Here is a 17,297-nt window from a genome sequence, read left to right on the forward strand (position 1 = left end):
ACCTGCCAAAAGTGGCGCTGTTCCTTGGTGGAGTTCAACGGTGAGGCGGATCATGTGCATCTGTTGGTGAGTTTTCCGCCGGATGTTCAGGTCTCGAAGCTGGTGAACAACCTGAAAACAGTCTCCAGCCGGTTGATTCGCAAAGAGTTCGCCACAGAGGTGGCACGGTTCTACAGCAAGCCTGTATTTTGGACAGGGGCCTATTTTGTTGCCTCTTGTGGTGGGGTCACCGTTGAGGAGTTGAAGAAGTATGTCGAGCAGCAGGCAACGCCCAGATTGTGAGACTCAGGGGCATTGAACCCCTTCGTCTCACCGCCTATCCTCCAGCCCGCCAAGCTGCGCTGTGGCGGGAGTACCCCAGAGGTTCTGATGGACGCAAGCCAACCGCTCGCTTGAGAATACCCGCCTGGTGCTCTGGTACAGCTTTGGCTGCAACCATTTCCCCCGCACCGAAGACTGGCCGGTGATGCCGGTTAGCTACATCGGCTTTCTGCTCAAGCCGTTGGGCTTCTTCGAGTGCAACCCGGCCCTGGATGTGCCTCCTCCCCCCCCAAAGAGCAAAAGCTGCTGTAGCTCATAGCTGCAGGGCTTGCCAGTTGGGCTAATCTTCCCCTTCTAGGATGCGGGGCACCTTGAAGAACATGTCTGCCCGGTCAGGGGCGTTGGCCAGGATCCCTTCGATATTGGGGTAGGGCTCCACTTGGTCGGGGCGAGTGGGCAGCTCCGCATCCAGCACATGAAAGGTGGGCTCTACCCCTTCCGTATCCAGTTCTTTCAGTTGCTCCACGTAGGCCAAGATATCGGCCAGTTGCTCGGTAAACTGGATTTCCTCTTCTTCCGTAAGCTCCAGCCGCGCCAGGTGGGCAACATGTTGCACCTCTTCTCGTGTCAGCATCCTTCCTTTCCGCCAGCAGGTTTGACTTCTGGTCAATCTAGCTGAACTGGGGTACTTGGGGGAAGACTCAATACAGCTCCAGGTTGGCGCGTCCCGTGGTCTTGAGCCAGTTTTGCGCCTCGATGTAGTTGTTGGGGGCAATGCGAATGGCGCGGATCCAGTATTGAGCCGCCTCATCGAACAGGGCCTCTGCCGTCTCCTCATCCCCGGCCTGCAGGCTCTGCTCGCCCTTGTGGTGCAGCAAGACGGCAATGTTGTTTAGGGCAGAACAGAGGCGGGGGTTCAGCTCCAGGGCCTGGTGGTAGTACTCCAGGGCTTTGTCCAGTTCGCCATTGCTCTGGTAGATCAGGCCCATGTTGTAGAGGATGTAGCTGCGGTCTTCGTCGTCTTGCTCCAGGGCCAGGGCTTCTCGGTAGTTTTCTAGAGCCTCGGCATATTCTCCCTCGCTCTGGGCCGCCATGCCGTCCCGGTAGTAGGCAAAGGCCTTCTTCTGCTCAGGACTCACCCCCGGCATCAGCTTCAGGATCAGGTCAGCCATGACGGTGAAGGTTTTGTCGATGAAGTTGTCGTTCTTCATGCTGCGCGGCATGATTGACCCCCTTAGAGCGCAGGACAGGGTATCTCTTCTTTGGGTTGTAGCATGCCTATGGGATCCCGTGCGTGGCCTCAAGCCGGATGCTGGCCGGGGCGAGAAGAAGCTGAGGAGCGCTTGCGCAGGCGTACAGGATGCCACTGCACGGTTTCGCCAGGGGAGACCTCCACCTCACAGGCCGTGTCGATGAGCCGTTGCGCCTGGGCTTGAGGGGTGGGATAGCGGGCCAGATCTGCATCCACCAGATGGGGGTGCTCCTGCAACAGCCGCACAAGGAACTCCTGCAATTCCTCGGGGGTGAGAAATTGCTCTGGCAGGCCCGGGATCAGCAGCACGTAGTGGTTGGCAGCACGCAGCAGTTCTGGCTCCGGGTCTGCCATGGTTTCGGGTTGCTGTCTTTCTTCCCTCATAAACCAACGGGTTGCGGCTCTCTTGATATCCTGAACAAAGACTTTCTTGGTTCTCGTCCTCCCTCTTGTTGGCGTTTGAGATCGCTTTTCCTATGGCCAAGCCGCGCACGCTTTCTGGAATCCAGCCCTCCGGCGAGTTGCACCTGGGCAATTACTTGGGGGCCATTAAAAACTGGGTGGCCGAGCAGGAGCGCTACGAGAACTTCTTCTGCATTGTGGATCAACATGCCATTACTGTGCCCCAGGATCCCAAGCTGCTGAGGGAGCGCACCCGTTCTTTGTTTGCTCTCTACCTGGCCTGTGGCCTCAGCCTGGAGCACTGTGTGCTGTTTGTGCAGTCCCACGTGCCCGCCCACACGGAGCTGGCCTGGCTGTTCACCACCATCACCCCTATGAACTGGGCGGAGCGCATGATCCAGTACAAGGAAAAAAAAGAGAAGCAGGGAGAGGAAACGAGTGTTGGCCTGTTCAGCTACCCGATTTTGCAGGCAGCGGATATTCTCCTCTACCAGCCCAAGTATGTGCCGGTAGGGGAGGATCAGCGGCAGCACATCGAGCTGTGTCGGGACATTGCCCGCCGCTTTAACGACCGCTTTGGGGAGGTGTTTGTGATCCCAGAGGCGCTGATTCGCCCGCAGGGGGCGCGGATCATGAGCTTGACCGATGGCACCCGCAAAATGTCTAAGTCGGATCCCTCGGATTTCAGCCGCATTCACTTGCTAGACGACCCCGACACGATCCGCAAGAAGATCCAAAAATGCAAGACCGACTCGATTCGGGGCATTGCCTTCGACGACCCGGCACGCCCGGAGGCCCACAATTTGCTGACGATCTACATGCTCACCTCCGGCAAAAGCAAGGAGGAGGTGGCGGCTGAGTGCGCCGAGATGGGATGGGGACAGTTCAAGCCCCTCCTCGCCGACAGCATTATCGCCACCCTGGAGCCCATTCAAAAGCGCTACCGGGAGCTCTCGAGTGACCCCGACTACCTCCACGGGCTGATGCGGGAAAATGCCGCCAAGGCCCGTGCCGTGGCCGAGCAAACCCTCCAAAAAGCGCGGGATGCCATGGGGTTTCTGCCCCCCTAGGAGAAGGCTCCCTTAGTCGGGTCGGCCATCGCGGATCTCGACGGTGCTGAACTCCAGGCCCAGCTCCGAGAGGATCCCTGGCCAGGCCAGGCGCAGGCGCTCCTGCCACTCCTGCCGGTGGTTGATGACATACACGCAGACCAGGGTAATGCCCACTCCCACCCATTGCACCGGCGTCAGGGTCTCGCCCAGGAAGGTACTGCCGAAGAGGAGGGCAAAGATGGGGGTGAGAAACGTGAGGGAGCTGAATTCGGTGAGATTTTCCTGAGAGGCGAAGTAGAAGAAGAGGGCGTAGGCCACGGCGCTCCCCATCACCGAAGCGTAGAGCAGGCCCAGCCAGTGGGCGCCGCTCAGGTGCTGCCATTGCTCGCTTTCTGTTAGCGCCGAGAGCAGGATCAAGGGCAGGCTGCCCAATACCATGTGCCAGCCTGTCGCCAACACCGGATCCGCCACCTCCGCCACCTTCGGCATCATCACGGTGCCAATGGCCATCGACAGGGAAGCCAGCAACATCCAGACCACGCCGGCCCCCACCTGCAGGGATCCTTCCCCGCCGAGGCCGATAAGGCTGATACCGACCACGCCCAGCCCCAGACTCAGCCAGCCCAGGGATCCCATCCGCTCCCGGTAAAACCAGGTGGCCATCAGGGCCACCGCCAGCGGCTGCGAGTCGATCAGCACGGATCCCAGCCCGGCGCCGGTCTCTCTCAACCCTTGCGCCAAAAATCCCTGAAAACAGGTGCCGTCCACCAGGGCAAAGGCCAAGACCCACAGCCACCCCCGCAGCCCCTGGGGATGCCAGGGCTGAGAGGCCGCAGAGGCCCGCCCTTGCCAAAGCCGAAAGGCTAAAACCAGGATCCCGGCTGGCAACAGCCGCAGAATGGCCATGAAGAGAGGAGTGGTCTCGGAGAGGGCATCTCGCATGGCCACCATCGCCGAGCCCCACAGGAAAAAAGGGGCGATCATCAACAGGCGTTGCCAGATAGGCTGAGGAAACAGGCCAGATTGCGCCATAGGTGCTTCCAACTCGCAGACAGAAATCAACCCTATGTTAAGCGCTGCGGCAGTTCGGTTACAAATCTTAATTACTGATCAATGACTGATGGGTGATGGGCAGCATGGGATCCCTGGAGGGCTTTCTCAACCTGGATAAGCCGGCCGGGCTCACCTCCCACGACTGTGTGGCGGTGGTGCGGCGGGTCTTGCGCACCCGCCAGGTGGGGCATGGCGGCACTTTGGATCCGGCGGCAACGGGAGTTCTGCCCATTGCCGTGGGGCGGGCGACGCGCTTTTTGGCGTTTTTGTCGGGGGACAAGGTCTATCGGGCCACCTTTCGCTTTGGGCAGCGCAGCGACACCGACGATGCCGAGGGGCAGATCCAGGTGGGATCCCCTTGTCCGGAGCTGAGCCGCGAGCAGGTGGAGGAATGTCTGCGGGAGTTTGTCGGCGAGATCTGGCAGGTGCCGCCTCTTTACAGCGCCATCAAGCGGCAGGGGAAAAAGCTCTACGAGCTGGCCCGGGCCGGGGCAGAGGCGGCAGAACTGGGGCTGGAGCCGCGGAGAGTAGTGATTCGACACCTGCAGATCTTGGGCTGGCGCTCTGGCGAGTTCCCGGAAGTGGATCTGGAGATCGCCTGTGGCCCCGGCACCTACATCCGCGCCCTCGCCCGCGACGTGGGGGAGAAATTGGGCTGCGGAGGCTTGATGAGCCGCCTGCGACGGCTGCAAAGTGGCCCTTTTCGCAGCGAAGAGAGCCTGCCCCTGGAGCAGTGGCAGGGATCCGCCGATCCCGCTGCTGCCCTGTTGCCGATTGAGTGGGGATTTCGCAGTTGGAACTCAGTATTCTTATCTCCGGCTGAGGCGCAGCGCTGGCGACAAGGTCAGGCCATTCCTCTGGATCCGGCTCAGGCCACTGCCGAGACCCTGCGGGTCATGAGCGGAGAGGGAGAATTTTTGGGCTTGGGGCACAGCCAAGCAGGTCAGCTCAAGCCGCTGCGGGTGTTGCTGCCGGATCCCTAGAGCGTTGCAGAAAAGTTACATTTTCGTAACAACATCTGCCATTGGCTGAGGAGAAGGCGGGAAAGAACCCCCCGCATGCTAAACTTCTGGGGGCAAGCGGGGAGCTCGGAGCGCTGCCGGTGTTGGGCTCTGGCTCGATTTTCCAAGGTTGGCCTTTGGACGTTGCCGGCAAAATTCTCATCTCAAGCTACTTTTACATAGAGTTACAGGAAGGGAGTTGGGGATATGCGGGATGCCGTAACCACACTGATCAAAACCTATGACCTGGCCGGCCGCTACTTGGATCGGAATGCCATGGACGCGCTCAAGGCCTTTTACGATTCGGGTCTGCGGCGCATCCAGGCCGTGCAGGTGATTAACCTCAACTCGGTGGACATTGTCAAGACGGCTGCTGCGGCCATGTTTGCCCAGGTGCCGGATCTAATCCGTCCGGGCGGCAACGCCTATACCACCCGCCGCTACGCCACCTGTTTGCGGGATATGGACTACTTCCTGCGCTACGCTTCCTACGCCCTGGTGGCCGCTGATACCAGCATCTTGGACGAGCGCGTCCTGGCTGGTCTGCGGGAAACCTACAACTCCCTGGGGGTGCCGATTGCCCCGACAGTGATCGGGATCCAGAACATGAAGCAGCGCACCCTGGAGCTGCTCGGCTCCGACGAGGATTACAGCTTTGTGGCCGAGCCCTTCGATTACATGAGCGCTAAACTCAGCGAAACCGACATCTAACCTACTCGTCGGCGTAGGGATTGGCCGGCACCGGTATTGGCTCCACCTGATCGGCCAGGATCACCAACTGAGGCTGGCCATCCCGTTGCTCCACGGCCATCCGCCCTTCCAGACGCAGCCAACTGTCCGGAGCCAGTTCCTCCGAGCGGGGCCAGCGCACCGGCAAGCCGACCGGGTAGGCATCGGCAGCGCAGCAACTCACCAAAAAGCGAGCGATGACAAAGTGGTCAGGTTGCTCGTCAGGAACGACGAACCCCTGCACCTGCACCGGCTGGCCTTCATAGGTATAGGGATCCGGGTAGACATCCAGGGTGCGCACCCAGTCCAGCAGGGTGCGCTGGCGTGGATCAATCTTGGGACGAAAAGCCTGCGGCTGGCTGCGAGAGGCACCCAAATAGGGAGATACCCCCCGGTTGAGGGCCGTCTGGCTGGAGAGGGGACGGGGCTCGACCCAAAACCCCAGCAGCGCCGTCAGGATCAAGAGCGCCGCCCCCAGGCGCGACCCCAACAGGGAGACATGGCTTTCCGAGGGCGCGACTTTGGCCCCCCGCCACCGGCCAATCCCCAGGCCCAGCAGGCACAGGCCGGCCAGCAGAGCCACGTTTACATAGGCGGGGTTAATCAACAGCAGCAGGGTGCCCCGCCAGCGGTAGACGATGAGCAGGCTCCCCAGGAGCATCAGCCCAGCAGCATCCCAATAGGCTGGGTTACCCCAGCCGAGCCAGGAGCGCGATCCCAGGCCAGCTCTAGTTGCTTTTGACCGTGCCTTGCCGCCGAGAGAGCCAGAACCACCTGCGGGCATGGGCTACCGCTTGCCTCCACAACTCCGAAGCTTAGTTTAGGGCAAGGGATCCCTGGAGCGGTTCTCTTGGCTTATGCTACTAACCATTGTTCAGAGACCCCCTTGCCGGTGTATCCTCAGGAGCGCGGCGGCAATCGCGGGGCAGCAAGTCGAGCAAACCGAGCCTGAACACTTGAGAAGATGAAAGCCATCCTCATGAGCGTGCCGGGTGGGCCGGAGGTTTTGCAACTGCAGGAGGTGCCCGACCCGCAGATTCGCGGCGAGCGGGAGCTGCGTGTCCGCCTCAAGGCCGCCGGCGTCAACCCCATCGACACCAAGCTGCGGCGGCGAGGCACCTTCTACCCCGAGGAGATGCCGGCCATTTTGGGATGCGATGGCGCCGGCGTTGTAGAAGCCGTGGGATCTGGGGTCAGGCAGTTTCGGGTTGGGGACGAAGTTTACTTCTGCCACGGCGGCCTGGGCAGAGAGGCGGGGAACTACGCCGAGCTAATCGTGGTCGATGAGCGCTTCGTCGCTCCCAAGCCCAGAACCCTCAGCTTTGCCGAGGCTGCCGCCGCTCCCCTGGTGCTGATCACCGCCTGGGAAGCCCTCTACGACCGGGGACGGCTGCAGGCCGGCCAAAAGGTGCTCATCCACGCCGGGGCAGGGGGTGTTGGCCATGTGGCCGTCCAACTGGCCCGTCTGCGGGGATGCCAAGTGGCTACCACCGTGAGCACGCCGGAAAAGGCCGAGTTTGTCCGTTTGCTGGGGGCCAGCTTGCCCATCTTCTATCGCCAGACCGACTTTGTGCGGGCCGTTCTGGATTGGACGGAGGAGGAGGGAGTGGATCTTGCTCTCGATACCCTTGGCGGCCCAGTGCTGGAGCAGACCTTCCCTGCCGTGCGCGTGTACGGCGATCTCGTGACCCTGCTGGCGCCAGCTCCAGAGACCGATTGGCGGGTGGCCCGCGACCGCAACTTGCGAGTGAGCTTTGAGCTGATGCTCACCCCTATGCTGAAGAACCTCATCGTTGCTCGGCAAAACCAGGCGGAGATCCTCCGGCAGTGCGCCCGCCTCATCGACCAGGGCCAACTGCGCATCCGGCTCAGCCACACCTTTCCCCTGGCCGAAGCGGCTGCCGCTCACCGGCTGCTGGAACAGGGATCCGTTTTGGGCAAAATTGCCTTAACCATCTCCGACTAGGCATGCTGGAGGAGGCCCTGCCCAGATCCGAGTCTATGGCCGCTCCCCTCACCCCTCACCTGTTGGAGAACGAGAGCTTCTACGAGAATGCCCTCTGCTGGCTAGGGCGACCGCAGACGGCCTATCGGCTGCTGAGCGAGGCGGTTTTTCCGGCCATCTCCTCTTGGGTGCGGGGAGAGGTGGACAGCTACTCCTTCAATCACTGGCAGCCGGAGGACGTGCGCACCTTTCTCTACCCGGTGGTGGCTCTGGGAGACCAGGAGACCCTTGTTCTCGCCAGCGAGGCCCTGCTCCTCTGCGGCAGTGGCAACTACTACAACCCCTGTGACTTGGCCATTGTGGTCTTCGTGCAGCAGCCCCAAGAGCTGTTCAGCCAACTGATGCAGCGCATCCGCCGCGCCGAGGCCATCATCACCCGCGGGCCGGAGGTGCGCATGCTCTCTGAACAGGTGAGCCTGGCCAAGCGGGGGCGAGACTACATCAACACTAAGTATCTGGTCTGGCCCTACGCCCTCTCTGCTGCCGCTCAAGATACTTTGGTTAAACAGGGGATCAGCATTATCCGTCTTTCACCGCAAGCGGCCGCCCTGCCCTTGGGAGACTAAGCTGAGGGCAATTTGGAGGAAAATGGGGATCCCTGACTTTTCCGTCTCCATCTTTATGGCCGATGCCCACCTGCCGCCGCTAATCCAAGCGATGTTGGATCCGGGGTTTTACCCCCATCCGGTGCGGGAGCCGATTCAGCTCGTCCAAACCCACATTTCCTACATTTTCTTGACAGGGAACTACGCCTATAAGGTGAAGAAGCCTCTGGATTTTGGCTTTTTGAATTTCACCACCCTGGAGCGGCGACGCTACTTTTGTCAAGAAGAGCTGCGCCTGAACCAGCGCGGAGCGCCAGGGCTTTATCTACAGGTGTTGCCCATTGTGCAAGCCGAGGGCCGGTTTCAGCTTGACGGCAGTGGCGAGCCCGTGGAGTACACCCTCAAAATGCGGCAGTTTCCTCAAGAGCAACTCTTTAGCAACCTCCTCGAGCGGGGGGAGCTGACGCCACTCTTAATGGAGGAGCTAGGACGGGTGGTGGCGGCCTTTCACGCCCAGGCGGAGACCAACGACTACATCCGCAGCTTTGGCCGGCCAGAGCAGGTGCGGCAGGCTTTCGACGAGAATTACGCCCAAACCCAGCGCTACATTGGCGGCCCTCAGACGGCAGATCAATATCGGGAGACCCAAGCCTACACGGATCGCTTTTTTGCCGAGCGACAGGAGCTGTTTTACCAGAGAATTGAGCAAGACCGCATCCGCGAAGGCCACGGGGATCTGCATCTTGGCAACCTCTGTTGGTGGGAAGGCCAGATCTTGCTGTTTGATTGCATTGAGTTCAACGAGGCCTTCCGCTTTGTGGATACGATGTACGACGTATCCTATGCAGTGATGGATCTGGATGCCCGCCATCGCCCCGATCTGGGCAACGCCTATTTGAACAGCTATCTGGAAGAGACAGGCGATTGGGAAGGACTCAAGATCTTGCCCATTTACCTCAATCGCCAGGCCTACGTGCGGGCCAAGGTCACCTCTTTTTTGCTAGACGATCCTGCCGCCTCGGAAGCTGCCAAAGCCAATGCCTTCCACACTGCCGCCCGCTACTACCGACTGGCCTGGGAATACACGCTGCCCAAACAGGGGCAGTTGTTTCTGATGGCCGGCCTGTCGGGAGCGGGCAAAAGCACGGTGGCCCGCCACCTGGCCCGACAGCGAGGGGCCATCCACATCCGCTCCGACGCCGTGCGCAAGCATTTGGCTGGGATCCCTCTGCGGCAGCGAGGGGGGCCAGAGGTGTATACGCCCGAGATGACCGACAGGACTTATCGCCGCCTGGTGCAATTGGGAGTGGAGTTGGCCCGGGAAGGTTACAGCGTGATTCTGGACGCCAAGTTTGACCGGCAAGCGCTGCGGGGCATGGCAATTGAACAAGCCCAACGGTGCCGGATCCCGTTGTGCATCCTCTACTGCCACGCCCCTGAACCTGTCCTCCGCGAGCGGCTGCAACGGCGAACGCTCCCTGCTTCGAGCCTGGGTGAGCCGCTGAACCTCGCCGACATTGCCGATGCCACCGCCGATCTCCTTGCCCAGCAGCAGGCGCAGTGGCAGGATTTTTCCGAGGGGGAGCGGCGCTTGCTGCAGGTTTTGGATACCAGCCAAGATTGGCAAGCGCAACTGCAGCAGATCTAGGTCTCGACTCCAACTGACCAAGGTTACCGGCAAAGCGCATGCTGCCGTTTCCGGGTTAGAGGCTGACCGCAGCCCCTGCTGATCTCAGGCGGCGGTCAGGTGAAGAGTTTTTCTCTGGGAAGAGAGTTGGGCAAGAATCGAGGCGGTGCAGGAGGAGACCCCAGTGAGCGAGGTAACGGCTGAAGATTTACGCCTGATGTTTCTGTTTGAAGGCTTTTCCCCTGAGGTGCTCGAGCCGCTGGCCCGCCAGATGTTGCTGCGCTCCCACCCTGTTAACCAGGCCATCCTGCTACAGAACGACTGGGGCAACGCCGTCTATTTCATCCTGGAGGGTTGGGTCAAGATTCGCACTCACGATCTGGAGGGCCGGGAGGTTACCCTCACCATTCTTGGCCCAGGGGAGATCTTCGGGGAAATGGCCGCCTTGGACGAGGCGCCCCGTTCCAGCGATGTGATTGCCCTGACAGCCACCAAGGTCTGCTCTCTGTCGGCCCAGAACTTTCTGGCCCTTTTGGCTGCCGATGCGCAGGTTGCCATCCGCCTTGCCCAGCTCTTGTCGCGACGTTTACGGCAGATCAACCGTCGCCTGCAATTGCGGGAGGCCAGCAGCGTCGCTCGCGTCGCCGATATCCTGCTCTTCTTGGCGGAGTCCCGCGGGCGGGTCGGTTGCAAGGGGGTAGAAATTCCCAATTTGCCCCACCGGGAGCTGAGCAGCTTGAGTGGCCTGGCCCGGGAAACGGTTACCCGTGTCTTGTCTAAGCTGGAGCAGGAGGAGCTGATCCGCCGGGATCGGCAGCGGGACATCCTCTGCATCCCCCAGATGGATGCCCTGGAAAAGCTAATTGGCTAAAGCGAGGGTTGCCACCTGTTGCCAAAAGCCCTCTTGGCATTCTAAAATGATAGTCCCAGAGCCGGGATAGCTCAGTTGGTAGAGCAGAGGACTGAAAATCCTCGTGTCACCAGTTCGAGTCTGGTTCCTGGCATCTGCCAATAACAGGTCAAGATGGGCTCAGGGCTGCAACCTGAGCCTTTTTGTTGCCGGGAATTCCCAGTTCTTGCCTTTTGCGAAACCGCTTCTGCCGGCTCTATGGCAAAAATTAGTTCTCGCGGCGCACAGCGCTCTCGTGCCACCTGCCCAGTATCTTGTCCGACAAAGCGCTCAAGGCCACAAAGATCAGGATCCCTAGGCCGGTAACCAGCACCAAGGCGGCAAACATGCGAGGCACCTGCAAATTAAAGCTGGAGATCAAGATTTGGTAGGCGATCCCGGCCCGTTGCCCACCGGTGCCGGCGACAAACTCCGCCACCACGGCCCCGATCAAAGAAAGGCCGCCGCTAATGCGCAGACCTCCCAGGAAGTAGGGCAGGGCACTGGGCAGACGCAAGTAGATCAAGGTTTGCCAGCGATTGGCCTTGTACAGTTGAAACAGGTTGAGCAGGTTGTGATCGACACTGTTTAATCCCAGGGTGGTGTTGGAGATAATGGGGAAAAAGGCGACAATCCAAGCGCAAACCACCATCGCAGCAAAGGTGTTGTTGCGCAGCCAGATGATGATCAACGGCGCGATGGAAACGATGGGTGTTGTTTGCAAAATCACCGCATAGGGAAAGAGGCTGCGCTCAATCCATTTGCTCTGGGCAAACAAAATCGCCAGCAAAAGCCCCGAGACTGTGGCCAAAAGGAACGCCACCACCGTAATTTGTAGGGTGATCAAAAGGGAAGGGAAAAGGGATCCCCACTCCCGCACCAGGGTTTGCGCCACCAAAATCGGCCCCGGCAATAGATAGGGAGGCACCCCCGTCAGCCGCACGGCCACTTCCCAGCCCACCAGAAAAAGGATCCCGACGATCCCAGGGGCAATCACGTCCAGGTTGAACCACTTGCGCAGATCCAACCCTTGCCCAGAGGTCGGCGGCGCAGAGCCAGGTACCTTAGCCGCATCGGTAGGTTGGGGCCTGAGTTGTTCTTCCACCGCGCTGCTCAGCCGAGGCAGCTCCCCATCCAGCCAGAGCCCAAAGGGGCGCTCTGGCGCGCCAAGCAGGGATCCCAGCCAGCGAGACAGCCAATCGAGAAGGAAACTGAAAGGACTCAGCATAGGGTAGGGGGAATCAAGGGGCTCTAACACCGGGAATGCTGCCAAAGGGGGATCCCGTCAGCCCAGCCGTCCGGCGGAGAGGGGGTGCAGGCAGGGATCCCGCTCCGTGTCGTGCATGGCCTCCCGCAAACGGGTCGCGACCTCCCGGCAATAGTCGTTGTAAAGGGGCGAGGTGCGAAACTCTTCCGAGCGGGGGTAGGGCGCCTCAATGGGGATATCCGCCACCACCCGCCCTGGGCGGGCTGCCATCACCACCACGCGGTTGGACAGATAGACGGCCTCGTAAATGTTGTGGGTAACAAAAATCACCGTCCAGCGCTTCTCCTGCCACAACTCCAGCAGTTCGCCGTTCAGCTTGCTGCGGGTGATCTCATCCAAAGCACCAAAAGGCTCGTCCATCAGCAACACCTGCGGCTTGGTTACCAAGGCGCGGGCAATGGAAGCCCGCATGCGCATACCGCCGGACAGCTCGCGGGGAAAATGGCGCTCAAACCCCCGCAAGCCCACCAGGTGGAGGGCTTCCAAAACCTCTCGATCGGCTTTTGGCCGAGGCTCACCGGCCAACTTCAGGGGCAGGCGCACATTGTCCATCACCGTTGCCCAGGGCATGAGGGCTGGCTCCTGAAACACAAAGGCCAATTTGGGCTTCCCTTGGGAGGTGTTTTGCCCCCACTCGATAGAGCCAGTGGTTAGGTCACCTAACCCTGCGATCAGCCGCAGCACCGTGCTTTTCCCACAGCCAGAGGGCCCCACCAAGCTGACGAACTGCCCCTCCTGGATGGCCATGTTCATGTCTTGCAAAGCCACCGTGCCATTGGCATAGACCTTGCTGACATGGTTAAGGGTAATGACAGGGGCGGGCATGGCTCGCGGTTCCTAGAGCAGAGGGCAAAGGGATCCCTTCCCAATCCAGAAAGAGAAGGGCGCACATTACCATTAAAACAACACTATCTGTCGCCTCTGCTGCGGTAGGCACAGCTACACCCCCCGACCTGGTTTCCAGAGAGTTTCTCGGGCAAAACTTGCCAGTTGCCAACCCTGGCCCTCAACCCCGATCTGAGCGCCAAGCCGGTATGATAGTGCCGATCACCCCCTGGCCCCAGAATCTATGGGATCCCAATTTAAACGGGTTGCAGGCGCCGTTACCGCCCCGCGAGGGTTCCGCGCTGCTGGCGTGGCTGCTGGCCTCAAGCCCTCCGGCGCTGCCGATCTCGCCCTAATTGTTTCCGACTGCGAGGCGGTGGGGGCTGGCGTTTTCACCAGCAACCAGGTCAAGGCCGCCTGTGTTACCTACAACCAAGGGATCCTCGCCCAAGGGCAGCCGGTGCGGGCCATTCTCTGCAATGCCGGCCAAGCCAACGCCTGTACAGGAGAAGAGGGGGAGCGCAACAACGCCCAACTGGCCCTCTGGGTAGGAGAACGGCTGGGGATCCCGGCCCAACAGGTGCTCACTGCCTCGACAGGGGTGATCGGGCGGCAATTGGAAATGGCCAAAATCGAGGCGGCCCTGCCCCGCCTGATCGACAGCCTCTCGCCGACAGGAGGAGAGAGCGCCGCCCGCGCCATCCTCACCACCGACCTGGTGACCAAGAGTACAGCCCTGGAGGCCGAGATCGACGGCTACACCGTCAGGCTGGGAGGCATCGCCAAGGGATCCGGTATGATCCACCCCAACTTGGCGACGATGTTAGCTTTCCTAACCTGCGATGCAGCCGTGGATCCTCCCCTCTGGCAGCAGATCCTCAAAGAGGCGGTTGACCTCAGCTTTAACCAAATCACCGTGGACGGGGATACCAGCACCAACGACATGGTGCTGGCTCTGGCCAACGGCCAAAGTGGGATTCCCACCCTGCAAGCTGGCACGAGAGCTGCCCAAGCCCTCGCCGAGATGGTTGTCCAGGTTTGCATTCACCTGGCTAAGGCCATCGCCCGCGACGGCGAGGGAGCCACCAAGTTGTTGCAGATCCGGGTGCAGGGCGCCCCCGACGACAGGTCAGCTCGGCAGATAGCCCGTGTCATTGCCAGCTCTCCCCTGGTGAAGGCGGCAGTTTTTGGCAACGATCCCAACTGGGGCCGGGTGGCCGCCGCCGCCGGACGGGCTGGGATCCCCTTTGACAGCCGTCGCTTGGAGGTTCGCCTGGGGGATTTTCTGCTGCTGCAGGGGGGAATGCCTCTGGCTTTTGATCGCCAGGCGGCCTCTGAGTACCTAAAGAGAGGGGATCCCGTAACCTTTACGGTAGACCTCCACCAGGGATCTGGCCAGGGCGTTGCCTGGGGCTGTGACCTCAGCTACGACTACGTGCGCATCAACGCCGAGTACACCACCTAGACAGCCCGCGGCAGCCAGGAGCCCTAGAAGCTGAGGCTCTCCCAGGAGACGTTGATGTCTTCCAGGAGCAGCGACTTGTTGTAGATCTGCAGGATGATCAGCAAGAAGATGCCGAACAGCACCATAAAGACCGCCATCAAAGGCGTGGTGCCCCAGCCAGGGGCCACCTTGCCGTATTCCGAGTTGAGAGGACGCAGCAGATCGCCCAGTTTGGTACGAATCGCCATAGGTTCTCGCGATAGGTCAAAGAGAGGACAGGTTTGCCAACTTGGAGGTCAGCACGGCGGCAGATCCCAGCCAGACAACCTCCTTTTAAAATCACGCTAACAGAATCTGGTCACTCCCCTTTGCCGCCGGCAATGAATTGTAAACTTGTGTAATATGTAGGGAGATTCTCTCAGAACTGAAGAGCTAACCATGGAATCCACCCTTTCGCTGGTTGTGGCCATTGCGGCAATAACCATCTGCATCACCGCCTTTGCCATCTACACCGCCTTTGGCCCCCCTTCCAAAAACTTGCAGGATCCCTACGAGATGCACGAGGATTGAAGCCGGTTGTTGTGCGGTTCCGCTGCATGCCTGTTCGGTTGCCCTCCCGTCTCTCCTTCCACAAATACCAGGGGCTGGGGAACGACTTTATCTTGGTGGACAACCGCCACCAGCCGCAGCCCTGTCTGACGCCTGAGGAAGCCGTTGCCCTCTGCAACCGCCGCTTTGGCGTGGGGGCCGATGGGGTTATCTTTCTGCTGCCGGGGCAGGAGGGGGCCGACTTCAGCATGCGCCTGTTCAACAGCGACGGCTCGGAGGCGGAGATGTGCGGCAACGGCATCCGCTGTTTGGCCCGCTTTTTGCAGGATCTGGGGATCCCTGGCCAGGACGGCGCCTACCAGATCCACACCTTGGCGGGGCGGATCGTGCCGCAGGTGCGGCCCGATGGCTTGGTAACAGTGGACATGGGGATCCCTCGCCTCTTGGCCGGGCAGATCCCCACCACGCTGGCCAAACCAGAGGAAAAGGTGGTGCGGCAGCCCCTGCAGGTAGGCGGGCGGGAGTGGGCGGTGACGGCGGTGAGCATGGGCAACCCCCACTGTGTGGTCTTTTTGGAAGAAGGGGGATCCCTGGAAGAGCTGGACTTGGAAAGGGTGGGCCCCCTGTTTGAGCATCACCCGGCTTTTCCCGAGCGCACCAACACCGAATTTGCCCAGGTGCTCGGCCCAAATTACCTGCGGCTGCGGGTTTGGGAGCGGGGGGCAGGGGCGACGCTGGCCTGTGGGACGGGTGCCTGTGCTGTTTTGGTGGCTGCTGTTTTGGAGGAGCGCGCAGAATCGCAAGCTACAGTAGAACTGCCGGGAGGAAATCTGGAAATTCGCTGGGATCCGAGCACACAGCACGTGTGGATGACCGGCCCTGCCCTACACGTCTTCAGCGGCACCACTGCCGGTTGAGAACTAGGCTCCCAGACCCAACAGGAGGATGGCCAGGAGGCCGAGGATCCCATAGGCAACGCTCCAGCCCTGCCGCCAGATCAGCGCCACTGCCAGGCCCAATAAGACCAAGCCCAAGCCCAGGCCAAGGCGGAGAAATAGAGGGTGTACAAACTGGCTGAGGGAGCGTTTGAGCCAGGGGAAGATCACCCCCAAGGCGAAGGCCAGTCCTACGGGGATCCAATCGATCCAACCTGTCTGCTCCCAGCCCCCCAACAGGTAAAAGCCGCCCAGACAAAGGCCCAGGCAGAAAAACAGCACTCGCATGCCGGGATAGTCTTGTCGATAGTTGAAAGCAAGGCTTCGGAGCTCCTTGGGGTGGGCCAAGACCAATGGCTCTACAGCAAAGCTTTCGCTCCACTCCGGCGCTTCTTCAGTTTGTCCGCGGCACCAAAGGTAAACGTTGACCTTGCGCAACCCTTGCAGCAGAGAGGCTTCCACCGCACTGCGCACCACCTCCATCACCTGCAGGGTATCCACCACATCGCCCGGCAGCCGTTCCAGCAGCACGTTGAGAACAGGCCCCTTCAGCTCGGCTCGGCCAAACAGCCGCAAGTTGGCAAGCTTGTAATCGAGGATTTGGTTCAAGATTTTGAGCTGGCGGCGCATGGGATCCCGCGAACAGAGAGCCGTCGTTCGACCGGTTGACTTCAAGCTTCAACATGACCGGTATGACCAGTTTAATGGCTTGGGCCAGAGCAGCAGAAAAGAGGCGTTGCCGGTGTGAAAGGGAAGTGGGACTATCCCATGAGGGTGCGAATGCACCGGCGAATGCTGAGGTTGGATTGCTCCAAGTCGGCAAATCCGCTCAGAAGAGTTCCCTGGCCGTCCAAAAGCAGCAAAGCGGCCTGTTGGCGAAAATTGATCCCAGGCAAGGCTTCGGCGGCCACCTCCTGCAGCTTCTGGATGGTGGATCCCTCGAAATCGACAGAGACATGGACAAAGGGAGAAACCAAGCGCGGATCTGTGGGCACGCTCTCGCGAATAACCTGCAAAACCAGGTTGCGCACCAGCAGCAGCCCTCTGCCATCAACCAGCACGATCTGGCGCAGCCGAGGGTTTTGCCCAAACTCGAGGGCCAAACTTTTGGAGAGGGCCTCCGATTGGGAGCGGGTTTGGCTGTTGGTCAAGATCAGCGCTTGAAGGCCGTCGTACCGACTTAAGTCGAGCTGATCCCCAGCAACGCTTTCCAGCTTGAGGTCAAGCGAGGCTTGGGGGTTGCCGTTGCTGGGGCAGTTGCCGGCTTGAACAGGATCAAACAGGCTGGGACAAAGCAGGGCAAGGGTGGCAAACCCTAGAGCAATCCGTCTCTTTTGAAAGCAAATCCGGCTGCGGTTAGCCAGGGCACAGCAGCAGGACAGTCCTCGGTTCATGGCGGGGAGTTCTGGAGGTGGGCCGGCCAAATCTTAACCGATCTTCATCTTTGGCGCTCCAGAATGC

The 17,297-nt window shown here is 60.4% G+C and carries 21 protein-coding genes, 1 tRNA gene and 1 pseudogene; 13 read left to right on the top strand and 10 right to left on the bottom strand.

Going from position 1 to position 17,297, the window contains the following annotated elements:
- Together tnpA and SYN63AY4M2_RS01135 are read left to right on the top strand one after the other, a co-directional pair.
- On the top strand, positions 1-282 hold a 282-nt coding region (gene tnpA / locus SYN63AY4M2_RS01130; RefSeq protein ID WP_143597416.1), incomplete at its 5' end, for an IS200/IS605 family transposase.
- Positions 283-382: 100 nt separating this feature from the next.
- A pseudogene (locus tag SYN63AY4M2_RS01135) lies at positions 383-580 on the top strand (hypothetical protein); the annotation flags it as partial.
- 21 nt (positions 581-601) lie between these two features.
- Here SYN63AY4M2_RS01135 and gatC read toward each other — a convergent pair.
- The 3 genes from gatC to SYN63AY4M2_RS01150 all read right to left on the bottom strand — a co-directional run bounded on the left by gatC (position 602) and on the right by SYN63AY4M2_RS01150 (position 1,897).
- Entirely contained in the window at positions 602-895 is a 294-nt protein-coding gene (gene gatC, locus SYN63AY4M2_RS01140; RefSeq protein ID WP_011430197.1) for an Asp-tRNA(Asn)/Glu-tRNA(Gln) amidotransferase subunit GatC, read from the bottom strand.
- 67 nt (positions 896-962) lie between these two features.
- Positions 963-1,484 (bottom strand): photosystem I assembly protein Ycf3, encoded by a 522-nt coding sequence (locus SYN63AY4M2_RS01145; RefSeq protein ID WP_011430196.1) that lies wholly within the window; start codon positions 1,482-1,484, stop codon positions 963-965.
- A 77-nt stretch (positions 1,485-1,561) separates the two neighbouring features.
- Positions 1,562-1,897, bottom strand: a complete 336-nt coding sequence (locus tag SYN63AY4M2_RS01150) for a chlororespiratory reduction protein 7 (RefSeq protein WP_011430195.1) — start codon at positions 1,895-1,897, stop codon at positions 1,562-1,564.
- A 92-nt stretch (positions 1,898-1,989) separates the two neighbouring features.
- Here SYN63AY4M2_RS01150 and trpS point away from each other — a divergent pair, with 92 nt between their 5' ends.
- The gene (trpS, locus tag SYN63AY4M2_RS01155) at positions 1,990-2,985 is read left to right on the top strand and encodes a tryptophan--tRNA ligase (protein WP_011430194.1); all 996 of its coding nucleotides are present in this window, start codon (positions 1,990-1,992) and stop codon (positions 2,983-2,985) included.
- A 12-nt stretch (positions 2,986-2,997) separates the two neighbouring features.
- Here trpS and SYN63AY4M2_RS01160 read toward each other — a convergent pair whose 3' ends face one another.
- On the bottom strand, positions 2,998-3,999 hold the full coding sequence (locus SYN63AY4M2_RS01160) for an EamA family transporter (protein ID WP_049749747.1): 1,002 nt from the start codon (positions 3,997-3,999) through the stop codon (positions 2,998-3,000).
- A 104-nt stretch (positions 4,000-4,103) separates the two neighbouring features.
- Here SYN63AY4M2_RS01160 and truB point away from each other — a divergent pair, with 104 nt between their 5' ends.
- Entirely contained in the window at positions 4,104-5,003 is a 900-nt protein-coding gene (gene truB / locus SYN63AY4M2_RS01165) for a tRNA pseudouridine(55) synthase TruB (RefSeq protein ID WP_011430192.1), read from the top strand.
- Positions 5,004-5,228: 225 nt separating this feature from the next.
- Positions 5,229-5,732 carry an allophycocyanin subunit beta gene (gene apcB / locus SYN63AY4M2_RS01170; RefSeq protein ID WP_011430191.1) on the top strand — a complete coding sequence of 168 codons (504 nt, stop codon included), beginning with the start codon at positions 5,229-5,231 and terminating at the stop codon, positions 5,730-5,732.
- Position 5,733: 1 nt separating this feature from the next.
- On the opposite strand, the gene SYN63AY4M2_RS01175 is transcribed toward apcB, so the two are convergent.
- The gene (locus SYN63AY4M2_RS01175) at positions 5,734-6,411 is read right to left on the bottom strand and encodes a TIGR03943 family protein (protein WP_011430190.1); all 678 of its coding nucleotides are present in this window, start codon (positions 6,409-6,411) and stop codon (positions 5,734-5,736) included.
- A gap of 303 nt (positions 6,412-6,714) precedes the next feature.
- On the opposite strand from SYN63AY4M2_RS01175, the gene SYN63AY4M2_RS01180 reads away from it, so the two are divergent.
- The 5 genes from SYN63AY4M2_RS01180 (at position 6,715) to SYN63AY4M2_RS01200 (ending at position 10,931) form a co-directional block, all read left to right on the top strand.
- Positions 6,715-7,716, top strand: a complete 1,002-nt coding sequence (locus tag SYN63AY4M2_RS01180; RefSeq protein WP_011430188.1) for a zinc-dependent alcohol dehydrogenase family protein — start codon at positions 6,715-6,717, stop codon at positions 7,714-7,716.
- Between the two features lie 35 nt (positions 7,717-7,751).
- The gene (locus SYN63AY4M2_RS01185) at positions 7,752-8,321 is read left to right on the top strand and encodes a hypothetical protein (protein WP_011430187.1); all 570 of its coding nucleotides are present in this window, start codon (positions 7,752-7,754) and stop codon (positions 8,319-8,321) included.
- Between the two features lie 22 nt (positions 8,322-8,343).
- Positions 8,344-9,948, top strand: a complete 1,605-nt coding sequence (locus tag SYN63AY4M2_RS01190; protein ID WP_228375484.1) for an AAA family ATPase — start codon at positions 8,344-8,346, stop codon at positions 9,946-9,948.
- 196 nt (positions 9,949-10,144) lie between these two features.
- Positions 10,145-10,798, top strand: a complete 654-nt coding sequence (locus tag SYN63AY4M2_RS01195; protein WP_011430185.1) for a Crp/Fnr family transcriptional regulator — start codon at positions 10,145-10,147, stop codon at positions 10,796-10,798.
- 60 nt (positions 10,799-10,858) lie between these two features.
- Positions 10,859-10,931, top strand: a tRNA-Phe gene (locus tag SYN63AY4M2_RS01200).
- Positions 10,932-11,045: 114 nt separating this feature from the next.
- Here the strand turns inward: SYN63AY4M2_RS01200 and SYN63AY4M2_RS01205 are convergent.
- On the bottom strand, positions 11,046-12,044 hold the full coding sequence (locus tag SYN63AY4M2_RS01205) for an ABC transporter permease (protein ID WP_228375483.1): 999 nt from the start codon (positions 12,042-12,044) through the stop codon (positions 11,046-11,048).
- Positions 12,045-12,101: 57 nt separating this feature from the next.
- Positions 12,102-12,908, bottom strand: a complete 807-nt coding sequence (locus tag SYN63AY4M2_RS01210; protein ID WP_099812154.1) for an ABC transporter ATP-binding protein — start codon at positions 12,906-12,908, stop codon at positions 12,102-12,104.
- 244 nt (positions 12,909-13,152) lie between these two features.
- Between SYN63AY4M2_RS01210 and argJ the strand changes: the two genes are divergently transcribed.
- Positions 13,153-14,373: a bifunctional glutamate N-acetyltransferase/amino-acid acetyltransferase ArgJ gene (gene argJ, locus SYN63AY4M2_RS01215; RefSeq protein ID WP_011430182.1), complete on the top strand. Its 1,221-nt coding sequence runs from the start codon at positions 13,153-13,155 to the stop codon at positions 14,371-14,373.
- 23 nt (positions 14,374-14,396) lie between these two features.
- Here the strand turns inward: argJ and psbH are convergent, their stop codons facing one another.
- Positions 14,397-14,600 (bottom strand): photosystem II reaction center protein PsbH, encoded by a 204-nt coding sequence (psbH, locus tag SYN63AY4M2_RS01220; protein WP_011430181.1) that lies wholly within the window; start codon positions 14,598-14,600, stop codon positions 14,397-14,399.
- Between the two features lie 190 nt (positions 14,601-14,790).
- Here psbH and psbN point away from each other — a divergent pair, with 190 nt between their 5' ends.
- Positions 14,791-14,922 carry a photosystem II reaction center protein PsbN gene (gene psbN / locus SYN63AY4M2_RS01225; protein ID WP_011430180.1) on the top strand — a complete coding sequence of 44 codons (132 nt, stop codon included), beginning with the start codon at positions 14,791-14,793 and terminating at the stop codon, positions 14,920-14,922.
- Between the two features lie 26 nt (positions 14,923-14,948).
- A complete protein-coding gene (dapF, locus tag SYN63AY4M2_RS01230) occupies positions 14,949-15,818 on the top strand; it encodes a diaminopimelate epimerase (protein ID WP_099813192.1) in 870 nt (289 codons plus the stop codon).
- A gap of 3 nt (positions 15,819-15,821) precedes the next feature.
- Here dapF and SYN63AY4M2_RS01235 read toward each other — a convergent pair whose 3' ends face one another.
- Both SYN63AY4M2_RS01235 and SYN63AY4M2_RS01240 read right to left on the bottom strand, forming a co-directional pair.
- Complete coding sequence (locus SYN63AY4M2_RS01235; RefSeq protein ID WP_240527676.1) at positions 15,822-16,511, bottom strand: hypothetical protein; 690 nt, start codon at positions 16,509-16,511, stop codon at positions 15,822-15,824.
- An 86-nt stretch (positions 16,512-16,597) separates the two neighbouring features.
- Positions 16,598-17,230: a hypothetical protein gene (locus SYN63AY4M2_RS01240; protein ID WP_240530468.1), complete on the bottom strand. Its 633-nt coding sequence runs from the start codon at positions 17,228-17,230 to the stop codon at positions 16,598-16,600.
- Positions 17,231-17,297 lie beyond the last annotated feature (67 nt).

Origin of the sequence: Synechococcus sp. 63AY4M2, from assembly GCF_002760475.1 — a bacterium.
In the GTDB taxonomy this organism is placed as follows: domain Bacteria; phylum Cyanobacteriota; class Cyanobacteriia; order Thermostichales; family Thermostichaceae; genus Thermostichus.

Bases quoted from the DNA above. Each gene is read 5' to 3' on its own strand.
- trpS (WP_011430194.1), top strand. From the start codon at position 1,990: ATGGCCAAGCCGCGCACGCTTTCTGGAATCCAGCCCTCCGGCGAGTTG.
- apcB (WP_011430191.1), top strand. From the start codon at position 5,229: ATGCGGGATGCCGTAACCACACTGATCAAAACCTATGACCTGGCCGGC.
- SYN63AY4M2_RS01195 (WP_011430185.1), top strand. From the start codon at position 10,145: ATGTTTCTGTTTGAAGGCTTTTCCCCTGAGGTGCTCGAGCCGCTGGCC.
- gatC (WP_011430197.1), bottom strand. From the start codon at position 895: ATGCTGACACGAGAAGAGGTGCAACATGTTGCCCACCTGGCGCGGCTG.
- SYN63AY4M2_RS01145 (WP_011430196.1), bottom strand. From the start codon at position 1,484: ATGCCGCGCAGCATGAAGAACGACAACTTCATCGACAAAACCTTCACC.
- SYN63AY4M2_RS01210 (WP_099812154.1), bottom strand. From the start codon at position 12,908: ATGCCCGCCCCTGTCATTACCCTTAACCATGTCAGCAAGGTCTATGCC.
- SYN63AY4M2_RS01175 (WP_011430190.1), bottom strand. From the start codon at position 6,411: ATGCTCCTGGGGAGCCTGCTCATCGTCTACCGCTGGCGGGGCACCCTG.
- SYN63AY4M2_RS01190 (WP_228375484.1), top strand. From the start codon at position 8,344: ATGGGGATCCCTGACTTTTCCGTCTCCATCTTTATGGCCGATGCCCAC.
- SYN63AY4M2_RS01150 (WP_011430195.1), bottom strand. From the start codon at position 1,897: ATGAGGGAAGAAAGACAGCAACCCGAAACCATGGCAGACCCGGAGCCA.
- psbH (WP_011430181.1), bottom strand. From the start codon at position 14,600: ATGGCGATTCGTACCAAACTGGGCGATCTGCTGCGTCCTCTCAACTCG.
- SYN63AY4M2_RS01185 (WP_011430187.1), top strand. From the start codon at position 7,752: ATGGCCGCTCCCCTCACCCCTCACCTGTTGGAGAACGAGAGCTTCTAC.
- dapF (WP_099813192.1), top strand. From the start codon at position 14,949: ATGCCTGTTCGGTTGCCCTCCCGTCTCTCCTTCCACAAATACCAGGGG.
- SYN63AY4M2_RS01240 (WP_240530468.1), bottom strand. From the start codon at position 17,230: ATGAACCGAGGACTGTCCTGCTGCTGTGCCCTGGCTAACCGCAGCCGG.
- SYN63AY4M2_RS01205 (WP_228375483.1), bottom strand. From the start codon at position 12,044: ATGCTGAGTCCTTTCAGTTTCCTTCTCGATTGGCTGTCTCGCTGGCTG.
- SYN63AY4M2_RS01180 (WP_011430188.1), top strand. From the start codon at position 6,715: ATGAAAGCCATCCTCATGAGCGTGCCGGGTGGGCCGGAGGTTTTGCAA.
- truB (WP_011430192.1), top strand. From the start codon at position 4,104: ATGGGATCCCTGGAGGGCTTTCTCAACCTGGATAAGCCGGCCGGGCTC.
- argJ (WP_011430182.1), top strand. From the start codon at position 13,153: ATGGGATCCCAATTTAAACGGGTTGCAGGCGCCGTTACCGCCCCGCGA.
- SYN63AY4M2_RS01160 (WP_049749747.1), bottom strand. From the start codon at position 3,999: ATGGCGCAATCTGGCCTGTTTCCTCAGCCTATCTGGCAACGCCTGTTG.
- psbN (WP_011430180.1), top strand. From the start codon at position 14,791: ATGGAATCCACCCTTTCGCTGGTTGTGGCCATTGCGGCAATAACCATC.